Annotated in this window: 18 protein-coding genes; 10 read left to right on the top strand and 8 right to left on the bottom strand. The window is 35.9% G+C overall.

Going from position 1 to position 17,179, the window contains the following annotated elements:
* Positions 1-9: 9 nt before the first annotated feature.
* A complete protein-coding gene (locus QOL71_RS16330; RefSeq protein WP_283417960.1) occupies positions 10-417 on the top strand; it encodes a DUF4249 family protein in 408 nt (135 codons plus the stop codon).
* A 358-nt stretch (positions 418-775) separates the two neighbouring features.
* Positions 776-1,636: a mechanosensitive ion channel family protein gene (locus tag QOL71_RS16325; protein WP_283417959.1), complete on the top strand. Its 861-nt coding sequence runs from the start codon at positions 776-778 to the stop codon at positions 1,634-1,636.
* Between the two features lie 132 nt (positions 1,637-1,768).
* Here QOL71_RS16325 and QOL71_RS16320 read toward each other — a convergent pair whose 3' ends face one another.
* Positions 1,769-2,593: a helix-turn-helix domain-containing protein gene (locus QOL71_RS16320; protein WP_283417958.1), complete on the bottom strand. Its 825-nt coding sequence runs from the start codon at positions 2,591-2,593 to the stop codon at positions 1,769-1,771.
* Between the two features lie 232 nt (positions 2,594-2,825).
* Between QOL71_RS16320 and moaA the strand changes: the two genes are divergently transcribed.
* From moaA to QOL71_RS16295, 5 genes are read left to right on the top strand one after another with little or no spacing between them, the layout of a single operon-like run.
* A complete protein-coding gene (gene moaA / locus QOL71_RS16315; RefSeq protein ID WP_283417957.1) occupies positions 2,826-3,812 on the top strand; it encodes a GTP 3',8-cyclase MoaA in 987 nt (328 codons plus the stop codon).
* 2 nt (positions 3,813-3,814) lie between these two features.
* Positions 3,815-5,014, top strand: a complete 1,200-nt coding sequence (locus QOL71_RS16310; protein WP_283417956.1) for a molybdopterin molybdotransferase MoeA — start codon at positions 3,815-3,817, stop codon at positions 5,012-5,014.
* 8 nt (positions 5,015-5,022) lie between these two features.
* The gene (gene moaC / locus QOL71_RS16305) at positions 5,023-5,499 is read left to right on the top strand and encodes a cyclic pyranopterin monophosphate synthase MoaC (protein WP_283417955.1); all 477 of its coding nucleotides are present in this window, start codon (positions 5,023-5,025) and stop codon (positions 5,497-5,499) included.
* Positions 5,480-6,088, top strand: coding sequence for an NTP transferase domain-containing protein (locus QOL71_RS16300; RefSeq protein WP_283417954.1), 609 nt, complete (start codon positions 5,480-5,482; stop codon positions 6,086-6,088). Before moaC ends, QOL71_RS16300 begins: the two co-directional genes overlap by 20 nt.
* A gap of 10 nt (positions 6,089-6,098) precedes the next feature.
* On the top strand, positions 6,099-7,142 hold the full coding sequence (locus tag QOL71_RS16295) for a HesA/MoeB/ThiF family protein (RefSeq protein WP_283417953.1): 1,044 nt from the start codon (positions 6,099-6,101) through the stop codon (positions 7,140-7,142).
* A gap of 30 nt (positions 7,143-7,172) precedes the next feature.
* On the opposite strand, the gene QOL71_RS16290 is transcribed toward QOL71_RS16295, so the two are convergent.
* The 5 genes from QOL71_RS16290 to QOL71_RS16270 all read right to left on the bottom strand — a co-directional run bounded on the left by QOL71_RS16290 (position 7,173) and on the right by QOL71_RS16270 (position 11,291).
* The gene (locus QOL71_RS16290; RefSeq protein ID WP_283417952.1) at positions 7,173-7,469 is read right to left on the bottom strand and encodes a tyrosine-type recombinase/integrase; all 297 of its coding nucleotides are present in this window, start codon (positions 7,467-7,469) and stop codon (positions 7,173-7,175) included.
* Entirely contained in the window at positions 7,466-7,816 is a 351-nt protein-coding gene (locus QOL71_RS16285) for a phage integrase SAM-like domain-containing protein (protein WP_283417951.1), read from the bottom strand. Before QOL71_RS16285 ends, QOL71_RS16290 begins: the two co-directional genes overlap by 4 nt.
* 315 nt (positions 7,817-8,131) lie before the next feature.
* Positions 8,132-9,517, bottom strand: a complete 1,386-nt coding sequence (gene mnmE, locus QOL71_RS16280) for a tRNA uridine-5-carboxymethylaminomethyl(34) synthesis GTPase MnmE (RefSeq protein WP_283417950.1) — start codon at positions 9,515-9,517, stop codon at positions 8,132-8,134.
* A gap of 59 nt (positions 9,518-9,576) precedes the next feature.
* Positions 9,577-10,113, bottom strand: coding sequence for a hypothetical protein (locus tag QOL71_RS16275; RefSeq protein WP_283417949.1), 537 nt, complete (start codon positions 10,111-10,113; stop codon positions 9,577-9,579).
* A complete protein-coding gene (locus QOL71_RS16270; protein ID WP_283417948.1) occupies positions 10,113-11,291 on the bottom strand; it encodes a hypothetical protein in 1,179 nt (392 codons plus the stop codon). The genes QOL71_RS16275 and QOL71_RS16270 overlap by 1 nt, the downstream gene beginning before the upstream one ends.
* Before the next feature lie 238 nt (positions 11,292-11,529).
* Here QOL71_RS16270 and tyrS point away from each other — a divergent pair, with 238 nt between their 5' ends.
* Positions 11,530-12,825, top strand: a complete 1,296-nt coding sequence (gene tyrS, locus QOL71_RS16265; protein WP_283417947.1) for a tyrosine--tRNA ligase — start codon at positions 11,530-11,532, stop codon at positions 12,823-12,825.
* A 73-nt stretch (positions 12,826-12,898) separates the two neighbouring features.
* Here the strand turns inward: tyrS and QOL71_RS16260 are convergent, their stop codons facing one another.
* Positions 12,899-13,849 carry an isopenicillin N synthase family dioxygenase gene (locus tag QOL71_RS16260; protein ID WP_283417946.1) on the bottom strand — a complete coding sequence of 317 codons (951 nt, stop codon included), beginning with the start codon at positions 13,847-13,849 and terminating at the stop codon, positions 12,899-12,901.
* Positions 13,850-13,964: 115 nt separating this feature from the next.
* Here QOL71_RS16260 and QOL71_RS16255 point away from each other — a divergent pair, with 115 nt between their 5' ends.
* Positions 13,965-14,603: an alpha/beta hydrolase gene (locus QOL71_RS16255; protein ID WP_283417945.1), complete on the top strand. Its 639-nt coding sequence runs from the start codon at positions 13,965-13,967 to the stop codon at positions 14,601-14,603.
* A gap of 87 nt (positions 14,604-14,690) precedes the next feature.
* Here QOL71_RS16255 and QOL71_RS16250 read toward each other — a convergent pair whose 3' ends face one another.
* On the bottom strand, positions 14,691-15,989 hold the full coding sequence (locus tag QOL71_RS16250; RefSeq protein WP_283417944.1) for an aminopeptidase P family protein: 1,299 nt from the start codon (positions 15,987-15,989) through the stop codon (positions 14,691-14,693).
* A 178-nt stretch (positions 15,990-16,167) separates the two neighbouring features.
* On the opposite strand from QOL71_RS16250, the gene QOL71_RS16245 reads away from it, so the two are divergent.
* Positions 16,168-17,157, top strand: a complete 990-nt coding sequence (locus QOL71_RS16245; protein ID WP_283417943.1) for an alpha/beta hydrolase — start codon at positions 16,168-16,170, stop codon at positions 17,155-17,157.
* Positions 17,158-17,179 lie beyond the last annotated feature (22 nt).

Here is a 17,179-nt window from a genome sequence, read left to right as displayed (position 1 = left end):
CGCTATAAATTGTGGCGTCAGCTAGCCGGAGACGAAGTCGAGACCGTTTATTATTATCGCGATGACGGGGCACAGGAAAATTATTATCTGAACCGCGTTACCATTCCTGAAATAGCATTTCCCCAATACCGGGTGGAAAATGATGAAGATAACCAGGGAAATCTTACGTCGATATTTTTTTCAAACAAAGACCTAAAAACCGGAAATACCGTGGATATTAAACTCTATGGAATATCCAAAAGGTATTATGACTATTTCAAAAAAATACTTTCTGCATCTTGTAATAATAGCAATCCATTTTCTACCATACCCACCGCTGTACGTGGAAATATCATTAACCAGACCAATGGCAATAATTTTCCTTTCGGATATTTCAGGCTATCTGAAGTGGCTGTTAAAAATTATACGATTCAATAATATTAAATAACTAAAACTCCTTTTTGCAAGAGAGTTCTTGTTATAGATTGTACTGCTTAATTGTTGCATTACCTATCAATCTAAATAATTTAAATAAAAGTGATTATATATTTAACTGTGCAGTAAGATCCTTATCTAAATTATGAATATTACTATTAAATACAAATAATTAGCTACGTGATAGTACTCATTATTTTATATTTTTGACTGGTACATCATAAATAATATATAGTTGCCTAAACTTAACAATAAAAAATAGAATGATTAACTACTAATGATTAAATTTGAGCAATAAGCAATCGAGCGAACTATTCAAAGAGTCTTTTTTACTAAGTCAAAACAATTATAAATTTTCTATATGGAAGTTTTTTATTCATTAAGGCATATTCTTACCGAATGGGAGTACCATACGGTTGATCTAATGCCAAAAATTATTCTGGCAATCACTGTTTTCTTTTTATTCTTCGTACTGGGACGATTGTTCAAGGAAATTGGGATGCGTACCAATTTAAAAGTTCTGAAAAGACATCCTGATTTCATTAAGATTTTTGGTTCCTGTTTATATTTCTTCTTTCTTCTTTCCGGAACATACCTGAGTTTAAGAATCTTAGGGCTCGAAAAATTATTCACGCAGGCTTTAGCCGGCGCGGGAATTGTTGGGATCATTGCAGGTTTTGCACTGAAGGATATAGCTTCTAATGCATTTTCAGGGCTTCTTTTATTTTTTGAGAAGCCTTTTGAGAAAAATGATTGGGTACAGATAGACGGTCATTATGGCGTTGTACAAAAAGTAGGCTGGCTTACCACAACTTTAAAAAGTGTTACAGGACAGGATATTTTTATTTCCAACCAGTTGACTTATAGTAGTACATTCATTAATTATTCCAATCAGAACACGAGAAGAGTTATTTTCCAAGGTGTTATAGATAAAGATACGCCTCCCGAGAATGTGAAAGATCTGATCACCAAAAGCATTACACAGCACAAAAATTTTGTCGTTGCTTCTAATATTGATTTCTACGTAATGTCGCTGAATTCTGACGGAGGATTTTCCGTAGAAAGTCGTTTCTGGCTTCAGTTTACCACCGAAGAAATGTTTTTAGAAACCATCAGCGATATCATTCAGACATTAAGAAAAAGCATCGTCGACGAGAAAATTTCTCTTTTAGAACTGAAATGGATTTCTGACGAAGCAGATGTCACTTCTGCTGGTAGTTAGGCATCCCGTGGATAGCGTATACTAGTCATACTAATTTCATTTCTCTTTACGCTTTATAAAGAGTAAAATTATCCTGATGACAAATTATTAATGTTTTCTAAGTCTTCCACCAACCTGTCGCAATAAGCTTTACTAATCCATTACTTGTCGATATGATTTGGGAGTCATTCCCATTTCCGTTCTGAAAAAGTATGAGAAATGTGATAGACTCTGAAAGCCCAGTTCAAAGGATATTTCTTTAATAGTTTTATCGGAACTGTGTAACAATTTTTTCGCTTCAAGCAATACGCGTTCTTTAATAAATTTTAAAGGTGATTTCTTATATTGCTCCCTGCAAATAACCCCTAAGTAGTTAGGTGTAATTGATAATTCTTTAGCATAAAATGCAACACTTTTTTGAGTTTTATAATATTTATCTACCAATAAGTGAAATTTAAATGCAAAATTAGTTCCACCAGTTGCAATCCCGGAATTACCATATGTATGTTCTACCCATAAATTAATTATAAGAGCCAAAAGTCTAACTCTAGCATTAATCAATTCAGAAAACATAAACTTAGAATGGAGTTCTTTTCTGATGGCATCAAATTCGTCACTGAACTTTTGATACGTTTCATCATTAGGATATACCATTTCATATTTACTATATATTGAGAATGTGTATTTCAATTCCGGTGCAAACGTTTCAAGAAGAGAATCATCAACAATAAGTCTTCTTCCTGTAGTGTCCGGAGAAAATTCCCACTTATAAACTCTTTTGGGAAGGTGTATAAATAATTGTTTCGATTTCAGACTATACTTATTAAGATCAGTTACACAATTTCCGGAATCGCATTTATCAAGAAGAATTATTGTAAAAGCATTATCCGGAAAATCATTAAGTATATCTGGACCGATTTTGCTTTGAAAAACAACATTTATCTTTTCTGTATCTTTATTAAAGTTTTCCCTTGCCATAAATTAATTTCGTTTTCTTTTTTTAATATTTAAAACTCATTTACTATGTATGTATGTTTAATAATATTCATAAATATATAAAGATCCCAAAAATAATCAACATAATAGTATATGTTTAATTAATGAATATCACAAATTGTGAATTTCATATCACATTCCCAATATCACTCGCTGGTGTCCGATTTCAAAACCAAACATTCAGTATATTTGTAATAAGACTTATTCTATTTAAATGTTGACAGATCAATTTGGAAGGAGCATCAACTATCTTCGGCTTGCTATCGTAGACCGGTGTAATCTTCGGTGTACCTATTGTATGCCGGAAAACGGTCTTAGCTGGATCAAGCAAAATGAATTAATGACGCATGAAGAAATGCTCAGAATCTGTTCGATATTTACAGAGTTGGGAGTTGATAAAATCAGGATAACGGGAGGAGAACCTTTTGTCCGAAAAAACAGTATTGAGCTTATCCAAAATCTATCGCAATTAGCCGGACTTACTGACCTCAGCATAACCACTAATGGGCTTCTCACCGAACAATATATTCCGCAACTTAAAAAATATGGGATAAAATCTGTCAATCTAAGCCTCGATACCCTTGATAAAGAACGTTTTTTCAAAATTACAAGAAGAAACAGTTTTGATAAAGTGATAAAAACGTTAGACAGTTTACTGCAACATCATATAAAAGTAAAAATCAACACGGTAGTGATGGAAAGGGAAAATATTGAGGATATTATTCCTTTAGTATCCCTTACAAAAGATCTTCCTGTTGATGTCCGCTTTATTGAAGAAATGCCTTTTAACGGTGGTAATAATGATATTTCCCTGAAATGGAATTTCACACAAATTTACAACTACGTCAAAGATCATTTCCCTGAAATCCAAAAGACAGAGGATCATAAAAGTTCAACATCATACAATTATAAAATTCCGGGATTTACAGGAAGTATAGGAATCATTGCGGCTTTTACCCGTTCATTTTGTGGAGACTGCAACAGGATCAGAATCACTCCTTCAGGTATTTTAAGAACCTGTTTATATGAGGGTACCGGCATTAATCTGAAAGATGAAATCCGAATGGGGAAAACAGATGAAGCGCTGAAAAACATTATCATCAGTAGCATACACAAAAAACCGAAAGACGGTTGGGAAGCTCAGAAACTGAGTTTAACAGCATCTCAAATACATCAGTCAATGGCAACAATAGGAGGATAATTATGGAAATGATCAGTGTACAGCAGGCAGAAGAAATCATCTTTTCCCAGGTAAAAAATTTCGGAACAGAAGAAATTTTCTATGAAAATGCCTCAGGAAGGATTTTAGCAGAAGATATTCTGGCAGACCGTGATTTGCCGCCTTTTGACAGACCGACAGTAGACGGAATTGCCATCAGTTTTAATTCGTATGAAAAAGGATTGCGCAGCTTTACCATCAAATCTGTACAAGCTGCCGGAGAAGCACCACTTTCTATTGATGAAGACAATGAATGCATAGAAATTATGACCGGAGCAGCATTGCACTATTCAATGGATACTGTTATTCGTTATGAAGATATTTTGATAAACAACAATATAGCAATTATCAATATTGATATTAAAAAAGGACAGAATATCCATTTGAAAGGAAGAGATAAAAAGGCAGGAGAAATACTGGTAAAAGCCAATCAGGTTATTACACCATCTATTTTGGGAATTGCCGCATCAGTCGGAAAAACATTTCTGACAGTGAAAAAACTTCCCAGAGTAGCTATTATTTCCACAGGAGACGAAATGGTTCCACCTGAAAATACTCCTACTCCATTTCAGCTGAGACGTTCTAACGGAATTACTATAAAATCTGTTTTGGAAAAATATAAAATCGATGCTGACCGGCTGCATTGGAATGATGATTTTGAATTAATAAAAAAAGAACTCTCCCAATGTATCGACAATTACGATATTTTACTGTTGAGCGGCGGGGTTTCTATGGGAAAATTCGATTATCTGCCCAAAGCCTGTGAAGAACTGGGAATAGAAAAGCTCTTTCACAAAATAAAACAAAGGCCGGGAAAACCTTTCTGGTTCGGAAAAAGCCAAAACGAAAAATTGGTTTTTGCATTCCCGGGAAATCCGGTTTCCGTATTTATGTGTTTACACAGGTATTTTATTCCCTGGTTGGAAAAATCTTTGAAAATTCCGGAAAATCCCCAGTATGCCGTTTTGCAAAATGATATCGATTTTCCTTTTTCATTACAATATTTTGCTCAGGTAAAACTCAGTGTGAATCCATCAGGACAATTGATTGCAGAATCAGTAAACACCAATGGTTCCGGGGATTTTTCCCATCTTGCGGAAACCGATGCATTTATAGAACTTCCCCTTGAAAAAAATGAATTTAAGAAAGGTGAAGTGTATAAAATATGGAAATATAATTTTTAATTCTACTCATGACAAACTTTTCACATCTTAATAAAAAAGAACAGCCGGGTATGGTGAATGTAGGCAGTAAAAAGGTTACCCACAGGAAAGCCACTGCCAAAGCCACTGTTATACTTCCCGAAAACATACTGGAAGCACTTCAGAAAGATGATTTTAAAACTAAAAAAGGTTCTGTTTTCCAAACTGCCATCATTGCAGGAATAATGGCTGCAAAAAAAACGGGAGAACTGATTCCGCTCTGCCATCCTATTGGCATGGACAACTGTGAAATAGATATTGAAATCAACACTCAAAATGAAATTGAAATCTATTGTACTACCGAAATCGAAGCTAAAACAGGCATCGAAATGGAAGCATTGACAGGCGCATCTGTTGCCGCACTTACCATTTATGATATGTGCAAAGCGATGAGTCATGACATCGTAATCAAAGAAATACAACTCACCGAAAAATCCGGAGGAAAAAATGATTTCAAAAGAGAGTAATTTCCCAAAACTCAACGGATTGGTACTCGCGGGTGGAAAAAGCCGGCGAATGGGAAACCCTAAAGATAAAATCAACTGGCACGGCAAAGAGCAACGGTATTATGCGGCTGATCTTTTAACTCCGTTTTGTGACGAGGTTTTTATTTCCTGCAGGCAAGACCAGCTGGAAAATTTTGATCTAAATTACAATGCCCTCACCGATACTTTTCTGAATATGGGACCTTTCGGTGGAATACTTTCGGCGTTGCGTTCTCAAAGAGATAAGGCATGGTTGGTCGTTGCCTGCGATTTACCTTTGTTGGATGAAAAATCATTAGAGTTTTTAATTGAAAACAGGAATATAGAAAAAGCAGCCACCACTTATGAAAGTCCTTTTGATGGTTTACCCGAGCCGTTGATTACGATTTGGGAACCCAAAAGCTATCCTTTGCTCCTCAATTTTTTAGGATCAGGAATTACCTGCCCAAGGAAAGTTCTGATCAACAGTGATACCTTAATCCTGAAACCAGGCAACCCCGATTCTTTAATGAACGTAAATACACCCGAAGATATGGTGAAAGCACAGGATATTTTAAGAAAACAGATTTAATTGGAAAAATATGAGTAACCCGCTTGAACGTTATCATTGCCAGATGGCTTTACCCGGATTTGGGTCTTCGTCTCAGGAACTTCTCAAAAACGCTAAAGTCCTGATTGTGGGAATGGGCGGCCTTGGCTGTCCTTCGGCGCAATATCTGGCTTCTTCAGGAATAGGAACCATTGGTCTTGCCGATGATGATACCGTCTCCGAAAGCAATCTGCACCGCCAGATTTTATATGCTCCGGAAGATATCGGAAAATCAAAAGTTGATGTTGCTGCTAAAAAGTTACAGCAGCAAAATCCATCGGTAAAGATTATTCCGTTCAATTTCCGGGTAACCTCTGAAAATGTCATGGATTTGATTTCTGAATTTGATTTGATTATTGAAGGAACCGATAATTTTGAAACGAAATGTCTACTGAACGACGCTTGTGTATTGACAGGAAAACCTTTGGTATATGGCGCTATTTATCAATACGAAGGCCAGGTAAGCATCTGGAATGTGATACAGAAAGACGATACTTATTCTCCCAATTACCGTGATGTTTTTCCAAACGCCGAAGAATCGCAGGTTCCGAACTGCAGAGAAGGTGGTGTACTTCCTACACTGGCAGGAATTGTCGGATGCATGCAGGCTAATGAAGCCATAAAATATTTTACAAATCCCGAAGATTCACTGGCAGGAAAACTCTGGATGATGAATGTTCTGAACGGCAAAACCCAGATTATCAAATTAAGAAAAACTTCCGTACAGATTACAGGTTTGCCTCAGTCCATAGAAACCATTACATTTGAGCAACTGATGCAGGAAAAGGATCATTTTGAAATTATAGATGTTCGCACACCACAGGAACATGAACAGTTTAATATCGGCGGAATGAATATTCCCGTAGAAGAATTACAAGATCATTCAAATTATATTTCGGATTGTTCAAAATCTATTGTAATGTATTGTCTATCCGGGAAACGCAGTGCAGAAGTGGTGAAAAAAATCAAGAACATTTTTCCTGAAAAGGAAGTGTTTTCTTTAAAAGATGGCATTCAAAAATATAAGCATACATGACAGTAATTTATGAATTAAGAGAAGCAACAATCACTTTAATTTAACCGCACTATCCGAGATTGGTAGGACTTCGGAATGTTTGGTTTTCTTTTGGCTATAAACAATGTGATGAACACCGTCTACTTCTCTGATTTCCTTCCAAGTTAGCTTATTAATATCCGGCCAACGTAATCCTGTAAAACAAGAGAATAAAAAAGCTCTTTTTAGTACATCATATCTACATTCTGCTTCTATTAATCTTTCAATTTCTTCTTTGGTCAAATATTCTCTGTGAGTTTCCACTTCTTTGATAAATTTCACGGTATCTGCTGGATTCTCTTTTATCAATTTTCTTCGGTAGGCTTCGTGAATAGAATGTTTGAAGATATTGAAGTATTGGGAGCTGAATTTTGATGAAGTCTTTTTAACAAGTAAGCTTTGAATTCTTCCATCAATCTCTCTGTAATTTCAGTAAACAAAATCTTCTTATTAAAATTGTTTAGTTGTTTATAAACACTTTCCCAACTTGCAAAATTTACTCCTGTTCTTTTTCTTTCTTCCCACAATTCAAGAAAGAAAGTATTGAAATTGAGATACATCTTTGCTGGTTTCTTAATTCCGAAACTTTCATTTTGAAGTTGGTGCAACCTTTCTACCCTTACCTTTTCGGCAATAGCTAATGTTTGTTTATTCATTTGTTTGACAGTGGGATTTCCTTTTTCAGGTTCAAGGTAAATCCTGCCATTGTTTTCCGTGGGCATATAAATCTAAATACAACGCAAATTTTCCTTTTTCTTTGAGTGGTCTTTTTCTAGTGTAAGCTGTCATTTTTGTATTGATTTAAATGAGTTTAATTATCTAAAATTAAAATCATTAAATAATACTTACAACTTTGGAATGATAAACCATACAAAAAGAAACAAAAGGAAAAGAAAAACTTTTTCTAAACTCTAATAAAATAAGAGTTTTTCATTTTTGGCCTTATTGATGGGCTTTTTAATAGGATAATGTTATTTCCCGATACAAAACTTAGAAAAAATATTCCCCAATATCTCATCATTGCTAAATTCACCCGAAATTTCACCAAGATATTCCAAAGCGTTTCTCAGTTCATAGGCCAAAAGTTCTGTTGTAATTTGTGAACTTACAGCGTCATCAACTTGCTTAACGGAGTTCAGAGACTTTTGTAAAGCCTCGTAATGACGTTGATTGGTAATGACAACATTTCCTTCTTCAGATTTCAAATGCTCAACATAAGAAGATAATTCGTTTTTTAAATCCTGAATATTTTGATTTTCTACTGCCGAAATTTTTATAAAATCAAAATCAGTCGAGATTTCGTTTCTGAAAATCTGCTCTAACTTTTCATATCGGGTCGGAATAACCTCATCAATTTTTGTAGCACAGATAATCAACTTCAGACCATCTCTCAATAAGGATTTTATCATTTCAACATCTTCAGAAAAATCCTCGGTTCCTGCATCAGCCAAATACACCAAAATTTCTGCATTCTCAACTTTCTCTTTTGCCTTTTTTACACCAATCGCTTCAATTTCGTCATCAGTTTCGCGCAAGCCAGCCGTATCGATTAATCGGAAAGCATGTCCTTTGATGTGCAGGATTTCTTCAATTGTATCTCGTGTTGTTCCTGCGATGTTGCTTACAATCGCTCTTTCTTCTTTCAACAGTGCATTAAGAAGTGTGGATTTTCCGGCATTTGGTTTCCCGATAATGGCAACAGCAGTTCCATTTTTAATTGCATTACCGTATTGGAAACTTTCAATCAAAGAATTCAATTTGTCTTCGATTTTATAAAGTAAGGATTTAAGAGCTGTTCTATCAGCAAATTCAACATCTTCTTCTGCAAAATCAAGTTCCAGTTCAATTAAAGATGTGAAATTCAACAAATCATTTCTCAGGAAAGAAATCTCATTGGAAATTCCACCTTTTAATTGATTAAGCGCTACTTTTCGGGAAGCTTCATTCTCAGATGCGATCAGGTCGGCAATAGATTCGGCCTGGGACAGATCGATTCTGCCATTCATAAAAGCGCGCATTGTAAATTCTCCGGCTTTTGCCATTCTCGCACCATTATTAATCAGGGCTTCAAGAATTTTTTTCCCGATATAAGGCGAACCGTGGAAAGAGATCTCAACAGAATTTTCCGTAGTAAAAGTCTTCGGAGCATGAAAAACTGAAATCATCACTTCATCAATCGTTTCTCCTTCATCCATAATGAAACCATAATGAACGGTATGAGATTTCACTTTTTCCAGATTTTTTCCTGTGAAGATTTTATTCACAATTCCGAAAGATTGACTGCCGGAGATCCTGATGATTCCGATTGCTCCAATGCCGTTAGCTGTTGCCAGCGCACAAATAGTGTCCTGATTCATAACCGCAAAGTTACGGGATTAAAATCCAAATCAGTTTCAAAAAAATCGCGATTTTTTAATTAATAATTCCAGAAACTCCATTGATTCCCATTGTAGACAGCCAAGGTCTTGATCCCTCCATTATCAACCAGAACCATCATTCCCGGAGCAGGATTAATAATATTTTGATAAGAGGAGACTATCGGCAAAACCATAGCTTTAGTCGTTGATTCCAAAACCAAGATCCCATCAGCGGTCGAGCTATTGGCCCCGATAATAACTTTGGCATTGTTATTTTCTTTTGCTGTCGGCTGAATCCCAAGATAGGAAGATACATTAGCCGCCTGCACGCTGAGATCAACCCAGGATGTGCCATTATAATATTCTACTTTGGCTGCTGTAGGTGTCGTTGCATTAAGAATAATACTTCCGGGAGTATTTATACCTGTCTTATCAGTAATGTAAGGAAGAATGATTCCTTTATTTTCAGTGTTTGAAAACTCCAGCAGAACAGAAGTTTTATCAGCAGCGGTCCCCATATTATTACCAATAATAACCTGTGAAAAGCCAATCTGGCTAAACATAAAAATTAAAATATTCAAACCCTTCTTCATCATTATGGACAAGTTTTTTTATTATAACATTTCCAGCCAATAATAGAATTGACATAGATTTTCAGGCAGTTTTCTGTAGTGTCATACACCATCATCCCTTCAACCGGATTCGTAATATTTGCAAGTCCGGCTGTGCTTACCCGACTTATGACAAAAGGCTTCTTGTTGGATTCCAAAGCAATATAACCACCCTTTCTCACCATAGGCCAATTATTAGCATTTGCATCTGTACCAGCTCTTCCTATAGAAGTAATTCCCATTTTGGTATCCGAAGTTGTTCCTGATGTCACAGCATTTTCCAAACAGTATAGTGACAAAGAATTACTGCTGTAAGCAGAAAAAGCAACATCACTATCTCCGGACAAAACCTGTACAAACTTTACAGCACTTGTATAATTAGCTAAAGTAATTCCAAAATCACTTAGTTTAAAAGTCAGAATTCTGACATCACGCGTTGTCCCGGAAAATCCCGATCCGCTGTTATAATTATGCGGGCAATTGCCTGCGTAATAAAAACTCCAGAGTGCTTTCCCGGATGGAGACACAGTTGAAAAGTTAACATCTTTCTGAACTCCGATCGTATTTCCTGCCGCATCTGTAAATTTGAAAATATCAAAGGTTGTACTAGGTTCACCAACCTGTGTTACAATGATGTCCGGGATATCATCGTTAATACAATTCGGATTAATATCAGCTAATACATTAACATAAAATGTCAGATCCTGTCTCGGGATATTAAATACCGCGGTACTAAGATCCAAACCATTGATACCGTCTCTGAGGTAATAACCTAACGATGTATTACAGCTCAAAGAAGGCGTATTTGTCTGATCCTGGATAACACCATTGACATAACGTGGGATTCCGATAAGAAAATTTTGATTGGTACTTATGGTATTAAAAGCAGTTGGGAAAGCCCTGTAACTTTCGTTGACATAAGTTATTCCGTTAGCTGCAAGTTTCGCATTATTAACGCCTGTAGAATAAGTAACGCCACCAACTGTAATTCCCAGCAGGTTGTTTGTGTCCTGTGCTGTTACATAACTGGCCGAGTTATTCTGGGAAACCCAGTAACCATTGTAATCACCGTAGACAATGCTTGGTCTTAACTGCGAATAAAAAAAGGAAACAAAGAAAAAAACAATAAGAAAGTATCCTTTTTTGTTTAAAATTTTAGTCATCTTGGCTCATTTTCATTATAATCATCTTCTTCAGCAGTGTGTTTACAGCAAACATAGTGATAATTATTGAAGTTACAGGTTAAATCTGATTTAAATCATTATCACAATTCATTAATATGATTATTGTTTTCTAAAAATTAATCAGCGTTGAATATCATTTCATATTCAATAATTTTAAAAGATAAAACCAAATACAGCTAGTTATTCTTATCTTTGCAGCTAAATTTTTTTTAAGACAATGAATGCATTTATAGAAGAGCTGAAATGGCGTGGACTTTTTTCTGATATGACGCCGGGAACGGAAGATCAACTGGATAAAGAGATGACAAAAGCTTACATTGGATTTGATCCAACTGCAGATTCTTTGCATATCGGAAGTCTCATCCAGATCAAGATCCTGGCTCACTTTCAGCAGCACGGTCATCAGCCGATTGCTTTGGTTGGAGGCGCAACAGGAATGATTGGAGATCCTTCCGGGAAATCTGCAGAACGTAATCTTTTGAGCGAAGAAACGTTACTCTATTACGTTGATTGTCTGAAAAACCAGTTATCCAGATTCCTGAAATTTGACGGTGATGGCGATAACAAAGCAATGCTTGTGAACAATTATGATTGGATGAAGGATTTCACTTTCCTTGATTTTGCGAAAAACATAGGAAAACATATTACTGTCAATTATATGATGGCCAAAGACTCCGTAAAGAAACGTTTTTCAGGAGATTCCGGTGTTGACGGAATGAGTTTTACGGAATTCACGTATCAGCTTTTACAAGGTTACGATTACCTTCATCTTTATCAGAACAATGGTGTTAAGCTTCAGATGGGAGGTTCTGATCAGTGGGGAAATATCACAACCGGAACAGAATTAATCAGAAGAAAAGCACAAGGTGAAGCTTACGCTTTAACTGTTCCGTTGATTACAAAAGCAGATGGTTCCAAATTCGGAAAGTCCGAAAGCGGTGAAAACTATTGGTTAGACGCGAAGAAAACTTCACCTTACAAATTCTATCAGTTCTGGCTGAATGCCACTGACGATGATGCAGAACGTTTCATCAAATTCTACACGTTCCTTCCAAAAGAAGAGATCGAAGCTCTGGTTGAAGAACATAAAACAGCAGCGCACGAAAGAAAACTTCAGAAAAAACTGGCTGAAGAAGTGACGGTCTGGGTGCATGGACAGGCGGAATATGAAAAAGCATTGAAAGCATCCCAGATTCTTTTCGGACAATCGACCGCGGAAGATCTTGTAAGTCTTGATGAGGAATTATTCCTTCAGATTTTTGATGGTGTCCCTCAAAAAGACATTGCAAAATCAGAAGTTATTGGAAGCAATATCGTTGATTTGATTTCCGAAAAAACAGGTTTTCTAAAATCTAAAGGTGAAGCTAAAAGAGAATTGACAGGGAATGCAATCTCTGTTAATAAAACTAAAGTTGGTGAAGATTTCTCGATCTCTGAAAGTGATTTGATTGATGGAAAATTCCTTCTTCTGCAAAAAGGAAAGAAAAATTACTTTATTGTAAAAGCAGTTTAAAAAAAATTAGATTTTAAATAAATAAAAAAACCGTTGAATTTTCAACGGTTTTTTGTTTTGAATATAATCCCAATTAGATTTTTATCAGACCTAATTCAATTAGTCTTTCTCTTAAAAATTCTCCTGCTGTTGCGTCAGGATATAATTTCGGATTATTTTCATCCACACAATTCTCCAGCACATCCAAAGGCATATCACTTACAGGATGCATAAAGAACGGAATCGAATATCTTGAAGTTCCCCACAATTCTCTTGGCGGATTCACTACCCGGTGAATCGTAGATTTCAATTTATTATTGGTATGTCTTGACAACATATCACCTACGTTGATTACCAGCTCATCCGGCTCAGCAATAGCATCAATCCAATCGCCATTGTGATTCTGAACCTGAAGGCCTTTTCCTTGAGAACCCATTAGAAGCGTGATTAAGTTGATGTCTCCGTGAGCGGCAGCTCTCACAGCATCGTCCGGTTCTTCTGTAATCGGCGGATAATGTATAGGTCTAAGGATAGAATTCCCTTCAGCTATTTTATCATCAAAATAAAATTCATCCAGATCAAGATATAAAGCCAAAGCTCTCAAAACATATTTCCCTGTTTTTTCAAGCATCTGATAAGTCTCCTTACCTACTTCATTGAACTTCGGAAGTTCCTCCACGATGACATTGTCAGGATATTCGTTTTTGTATTTTGAATCATCTGAAACATATTGTCCAAAATGCCAAAATTCTTTCAAATCTCCCTTTTTAAAACCTTTAGCCGTTTCTTTTCCGAAGCCAACATAACCTCTTTGCCCTCCGATGCCGGGGATCTCATACTTCTGTTTCGTTTCCACGGGAAGGTCAAAAAAGTTTTTCACTTCTCCATACAATTCACTCACAAGCTTATCATCAAGGAAATGTCCTTTGAGGGCTACAAAACCAATTTCTTCATAAGCTTTTCCGATTTCATTTACAAATTTCTGTTTGCGTTCCGGGTTGTCCGAAAGGAAATCACGCAGATCTACACTAGGTATTTTGTCCATTGATAAATAGAAATTTTTGTCACGCAAAATTAGTGTTTTAATTTTTAGATGAGGTCTTGAAGACACAATAATTTAATATTCATAGAATGGTGCTTTTGGTTATATTTGCACACTTATGGAATTACAATATCTGGTCCGAGAACCACAGAATATCACACCTGAAACACCAATATTATTTATGCTTCATGGCTATGGAAGCAATGAGGAGGATCTGTTTAACTTTGTGCCTACTCTGCCGGAGGACTGGCTAGTTGTGAGTTTCCGTGCTCCTAAAAACTCAAATTACGGCGGATATGCGTGGTTTGATATAGATTTTAATAATCCATCGAATTTTCTGGATGAAAATGAAGGCAACGAAGCAGTGAAACTGGTTATGGAAAATATTATGTCCGTGACCAACAGATATGGACTAACTAACAATCCAACTCATCTTTGTGGTTTCAGCCAGGGTGGCATCATTGTTTATTCTCTGGCTTTGCAATACCCGGATTTATTTTCAAAAATTGCGTGTCTCAGCAGTTTTCCGGAAGAGAAAATGCTTAGAAATATAGTGAAGGATAAAAAGAAATATGAAAATCTACGTTTTTTTATCTCTCACGGTATGGAAGATGCGGTAATTCCTATAGACTGGGGAAGAAAAGCTGCAGAAATTTTATATGACCTGAGCGCTTATTTTTCTTTCCGGGAATATATGAGCGGACACGGCGTTAATCAGAAAAACTATCTAGATCTGATGGAATTTTTCAAAAAGTAAAAATTTTAGTATTAAATTTAGTATTAAATAAAATCCCGAATATCAAATGATGTCCGGGATTTGTATGTTTATTCAAAATTTGATATTTTAAGAATTCATTACATCTTCAATTTCTTCTACAGTTATAGGAATATTCGCCATCAGATTAAATGGCTTTCCTGAAGATTGGATGACGTAATCATCCTCGATTCTCACACCAAATCCTTCCGCCGGAATATAGAAGCCAGGCTCGTTTGTAAAGACCATATTTTCTACAAAATCATCTGTCAGGATCCCATAATCATGTGTGTCTAATCCCATGTGATGAGATGTTCCGTGCATCATATATTTTTTATATGCAGGCCATTTCGGATCTTCATTCTGAACATCGGCCTTATCGATCAATCCTAACTGAAGCAATTCCGACGTATAAACCTCTCCCATTTCTTTATGGAACCTGTGCCAGTTATTGCCAGCAACCAAACGGTCTTCAGCTTCAACTTTACATCTCAAAACCGAATTATAAATTTCCTTTTGTCTTTCAGAATATTTTCCGCTGACAGGAATAGTTCTGGTCAAGTCACTAGAGTAATTCGCATATTCTGCGCCTACATCCAAAAGAATTAAATCGCCTTCTTTACACTGCATATTATTAGCGATATAATGAAGAACATTCGCATTATTTCCACTTGCAATGATTGGGGTGTAAGCAAAACCTTTGCTTCTGTTTCTTACAAATTCGTGGATTAACTCGGCTTCAATCTCGTATTCCCAAACACCTGGTTTTACAAAGCTTAACAATCTTCTGATTCCTTTTTCCGTAATATTGCAGGCATTTTGGATTAATGCCAACTCTTCCGGTTCTTTGATGCTTCTTAAACGCTGAAGTATCGGATTGCTTCTTTTATAGTTATGCATTGGAAACTCTGCCTGCACTTTTTTAATGAACCGGTCTTCTCTCAGTTCGGTTTCAACGGCACTTCTGTAATGTTCATTCTTGTTCAGATAAACATTTTCCGCTTCATACATCAATGATTTGAAAATTTTATCAAAATCACTCAGCCAATAAACCGTTTTGATTCCTGAAACTTCATAAGCCTGGTCTTTTGACAATTTTTCCCCTTCCCAAACAGCAATATGATCATTCGTTTCCCGCAAAAACAAAATTTCCCTGTTCTCTTCCAGATATGCATCAGGAAAAATCACCAAAATACTCTCTTCCTGATCAACACCACTCAGATAAAAAATATCGCGATGCTGCTGGAAAGGCATTGTAGAATCCGCACTGATCGGATAAATGTCGTTTGAGTTAAAAACGGCTAAAGATTTTGGTAAAAGTTTTTCTGCAAACTTCTTTCTGTTTTTTACAAAAAGAGAACTAGGAATTTGTTCGTATTTTGTTGTCATTGTAAAAATTGATTTTGAATTATAATTTCTTCCAATAAGAAATTAATTAAAAGTGACCCAAATTTACAAAACATAGCTGTGCAAAGCGGAAACAAAACCTTAAATTTTTCATAAAATCAAAATTTAACATAATGTCAAGACGGAAATTTATTTATATTTGAGATGCAATACATTTTAAATGAAGGCCAAATACAGAGTTATACTTGTTTTTTCTTTAATTATTCTCAGTTTTCTAAGTTATAAGTTGAGCTCGGCAAAAGTAAATTCGGACATACAATTGCCAAAATTGGTTCAAAATTCCAACCTTCAAAAAGATATAATATACAAAATCACATCTGATGAAAAACCTCTGAAACTAGACGTTTATCAGCCAAAGAATCTGAGAAAAGAAAAATCACCAGTAGTCGTGTTCATTCACGGTGGCGCATGGGTAATCGGTGACAAAAGTGTAGTTCGACAAAACTTCCGAGAATATGTTTTAAAAGAATTGGTAGACAATGGTTACAACGTTATCAGCATCAATTTTACAAATATCGACAGCAACACACACCTTGAGAAAACCCTGCAAGATTGCAAAGATGTTTTGACTTGGATTAGAGACAATGCTGAAAAATATAAGTTCGACACCGATAATATTGGTGTTTGGGGCGGATCTTCAGGAGCCCATATCGCAATGTTAACCGCTTATAATCAAGAGAAGGAAACAACAGAATCTCCTCAACTGAAATATGTTGTGAACTTTTACGGACCATCTGATCTTAATGAGCTTTTTAAAACCGATGCGAACATACTCTTGTTAGAAGCATTCAGGATGTACTATCCCAAAACTTATAAAACAAGACATCAAAAAATATTGCAGCTGACCGGCTTTGACATCAAAACTCAAAAAGAAAAAGCCATCAAAAGATGCGAAGAACTCTCTCCTATTACTTATATAACAGAAAAAACAGTGCCTACACTTATTTTTCACGGAAGCGGAGACAGCGTTGTTGATATTTCACAATCCCAATTGTTAGCAGATGTTCTGGAGGAAAACAATGTATATCACCAGTACTTTATACTTGATAATGCGAAACACACTTTCAGCAATATCAATTTGAATGAAGCAAAAGATGTTGCTGAAAAAACTTTGGAATTCATCAAATCACAAACCCAATATGCCCGGTAATCAGCTGCCTCTAAAAAGATTG

Source organism: Epilithonimonas pallida (assembly GCF_900182975.1).
GTDB lineage: Bacteria > Bacteroidota > Bacteroidia > Flavobacteriales > Weeksellaceae > Epilithonimonas > Epilithonimonas pallida.
This window is presented reverse-complemented; position numbering and strand designations above follow the sequence as displayed.

Excerpts from the sequence above, each read along its gene's own strand:
- QOL71_RS16325 (WP_283417959.1), top strand. The coding sequence starts at position 776 with ATGGAAGTTTTTTATTCATTAAGGCATATTCTTACCGAATGGGAGTAC.
- QOL71_RS16320 (WP_283417958.1), bottom strand. The coding sequence starts at position 2,593 with ATGGCAAGGGAAAACTTTAATAAAGATACAGAAAAGATAAATGTTGTT.
- moaA (WP_283417957.1), top strand. The coding sequence starts at position 2,826 with ATGTTGACAGATCAATTTGGAAGGAGCATCAACTATCTTCGGCTTGCT.
- QOL71_RS16310 (WP_283417956.1), top strand. The coding sequence starts at position 3,815 with ATGGAAATGATCAGTGTACAGCAGGCAGAAGAAATCATCTTTTCCCAG.
- moaC (WP_283417955.1), top strand. The coding sequence starts at position 5,023 with ATGACAAACTTTTCACATCTTAATAAAAAAGAACAGCCGGGTATGGTG.
- QOL71_RS16300 (WP_283417954.1), top strand. The coding sequence starts at position 5,480 with ATGATTTCAAAAGAGAGTAATTTCCCAAAACTCAACGGATTGGTACTC.
- QOL71_RS16295 (WP_283417953.1), top strand. The coding sequence starts at position 6,099 with ATGAGTAACCCGCTTGAACGTTATCATTGCCAGATGGCTTTACCCGGA.
- QOL71_RS16285 (WP_283417951.1), bottom strand. The coding sequence starts at position 7,816 with ATGAATAAACAAACATTAGCTATTGCCGAAAAGGTAAGGGTAGAAAGG.
- mnmE (WP_283417950.1), bottom strand. The coding sequence starts at position 9,517 with ATGAATCAGGACACTATTTGTGCGCTGGCAACAGCTAACGGCATTGGA.
- QOL71_RS16275 (WP_283417949.1), bottom strand. The coding sequence starts at position 10,113 with ATGATGAAGAAGGGTTTGAATATTTTAATTTTTATGTTTAGCCAGATT.
- QOL71_RS16270 (WP_283417948.1), bottom strand. The coding sequence starts at position 11,291 with ATGACTAAAATTTTAAACAAAAAAGGATACTTTCTTATTGTTTTTTTC.
- tyrS (WP_283417947.1), top strand. The coding sequence starts at position 11,530 with ATGAATGCATTTATAGAAGAGCTGAAATGGCGTGGACTTTTTTCTGAT.
- QOL71_RS16260 (WP_283417946.1), bottom strand. The coding sequence starts at position 13,849 with ATGGACAAAATACCTAGTGTAGATCTGCGTGATTTCCTTTCGGACAAC.
- QOL71_RS16255 (WP_283417945.1), top strand. The coding sequence starts at position 13,965 with ATGGAATTACAATATCTGGTCCGAGAACCACAGAATATCACACCTGAA.
- QOL71_RS16250 (WP_283417944.1), bottom strand. The coding sequence starts at position 15,989 with ATGACAACAAAATACGAACAAATTCCTAGTTCTCTTTTTGTAAAAAAC.
- QOL71_RS16245 (WP_283417943.1), top strand. The coding sequence starts at position 16,168 with ATGAAGGCCAAATACAGAGTTATACTTGTTTTTTCTTTAATTATTCTC.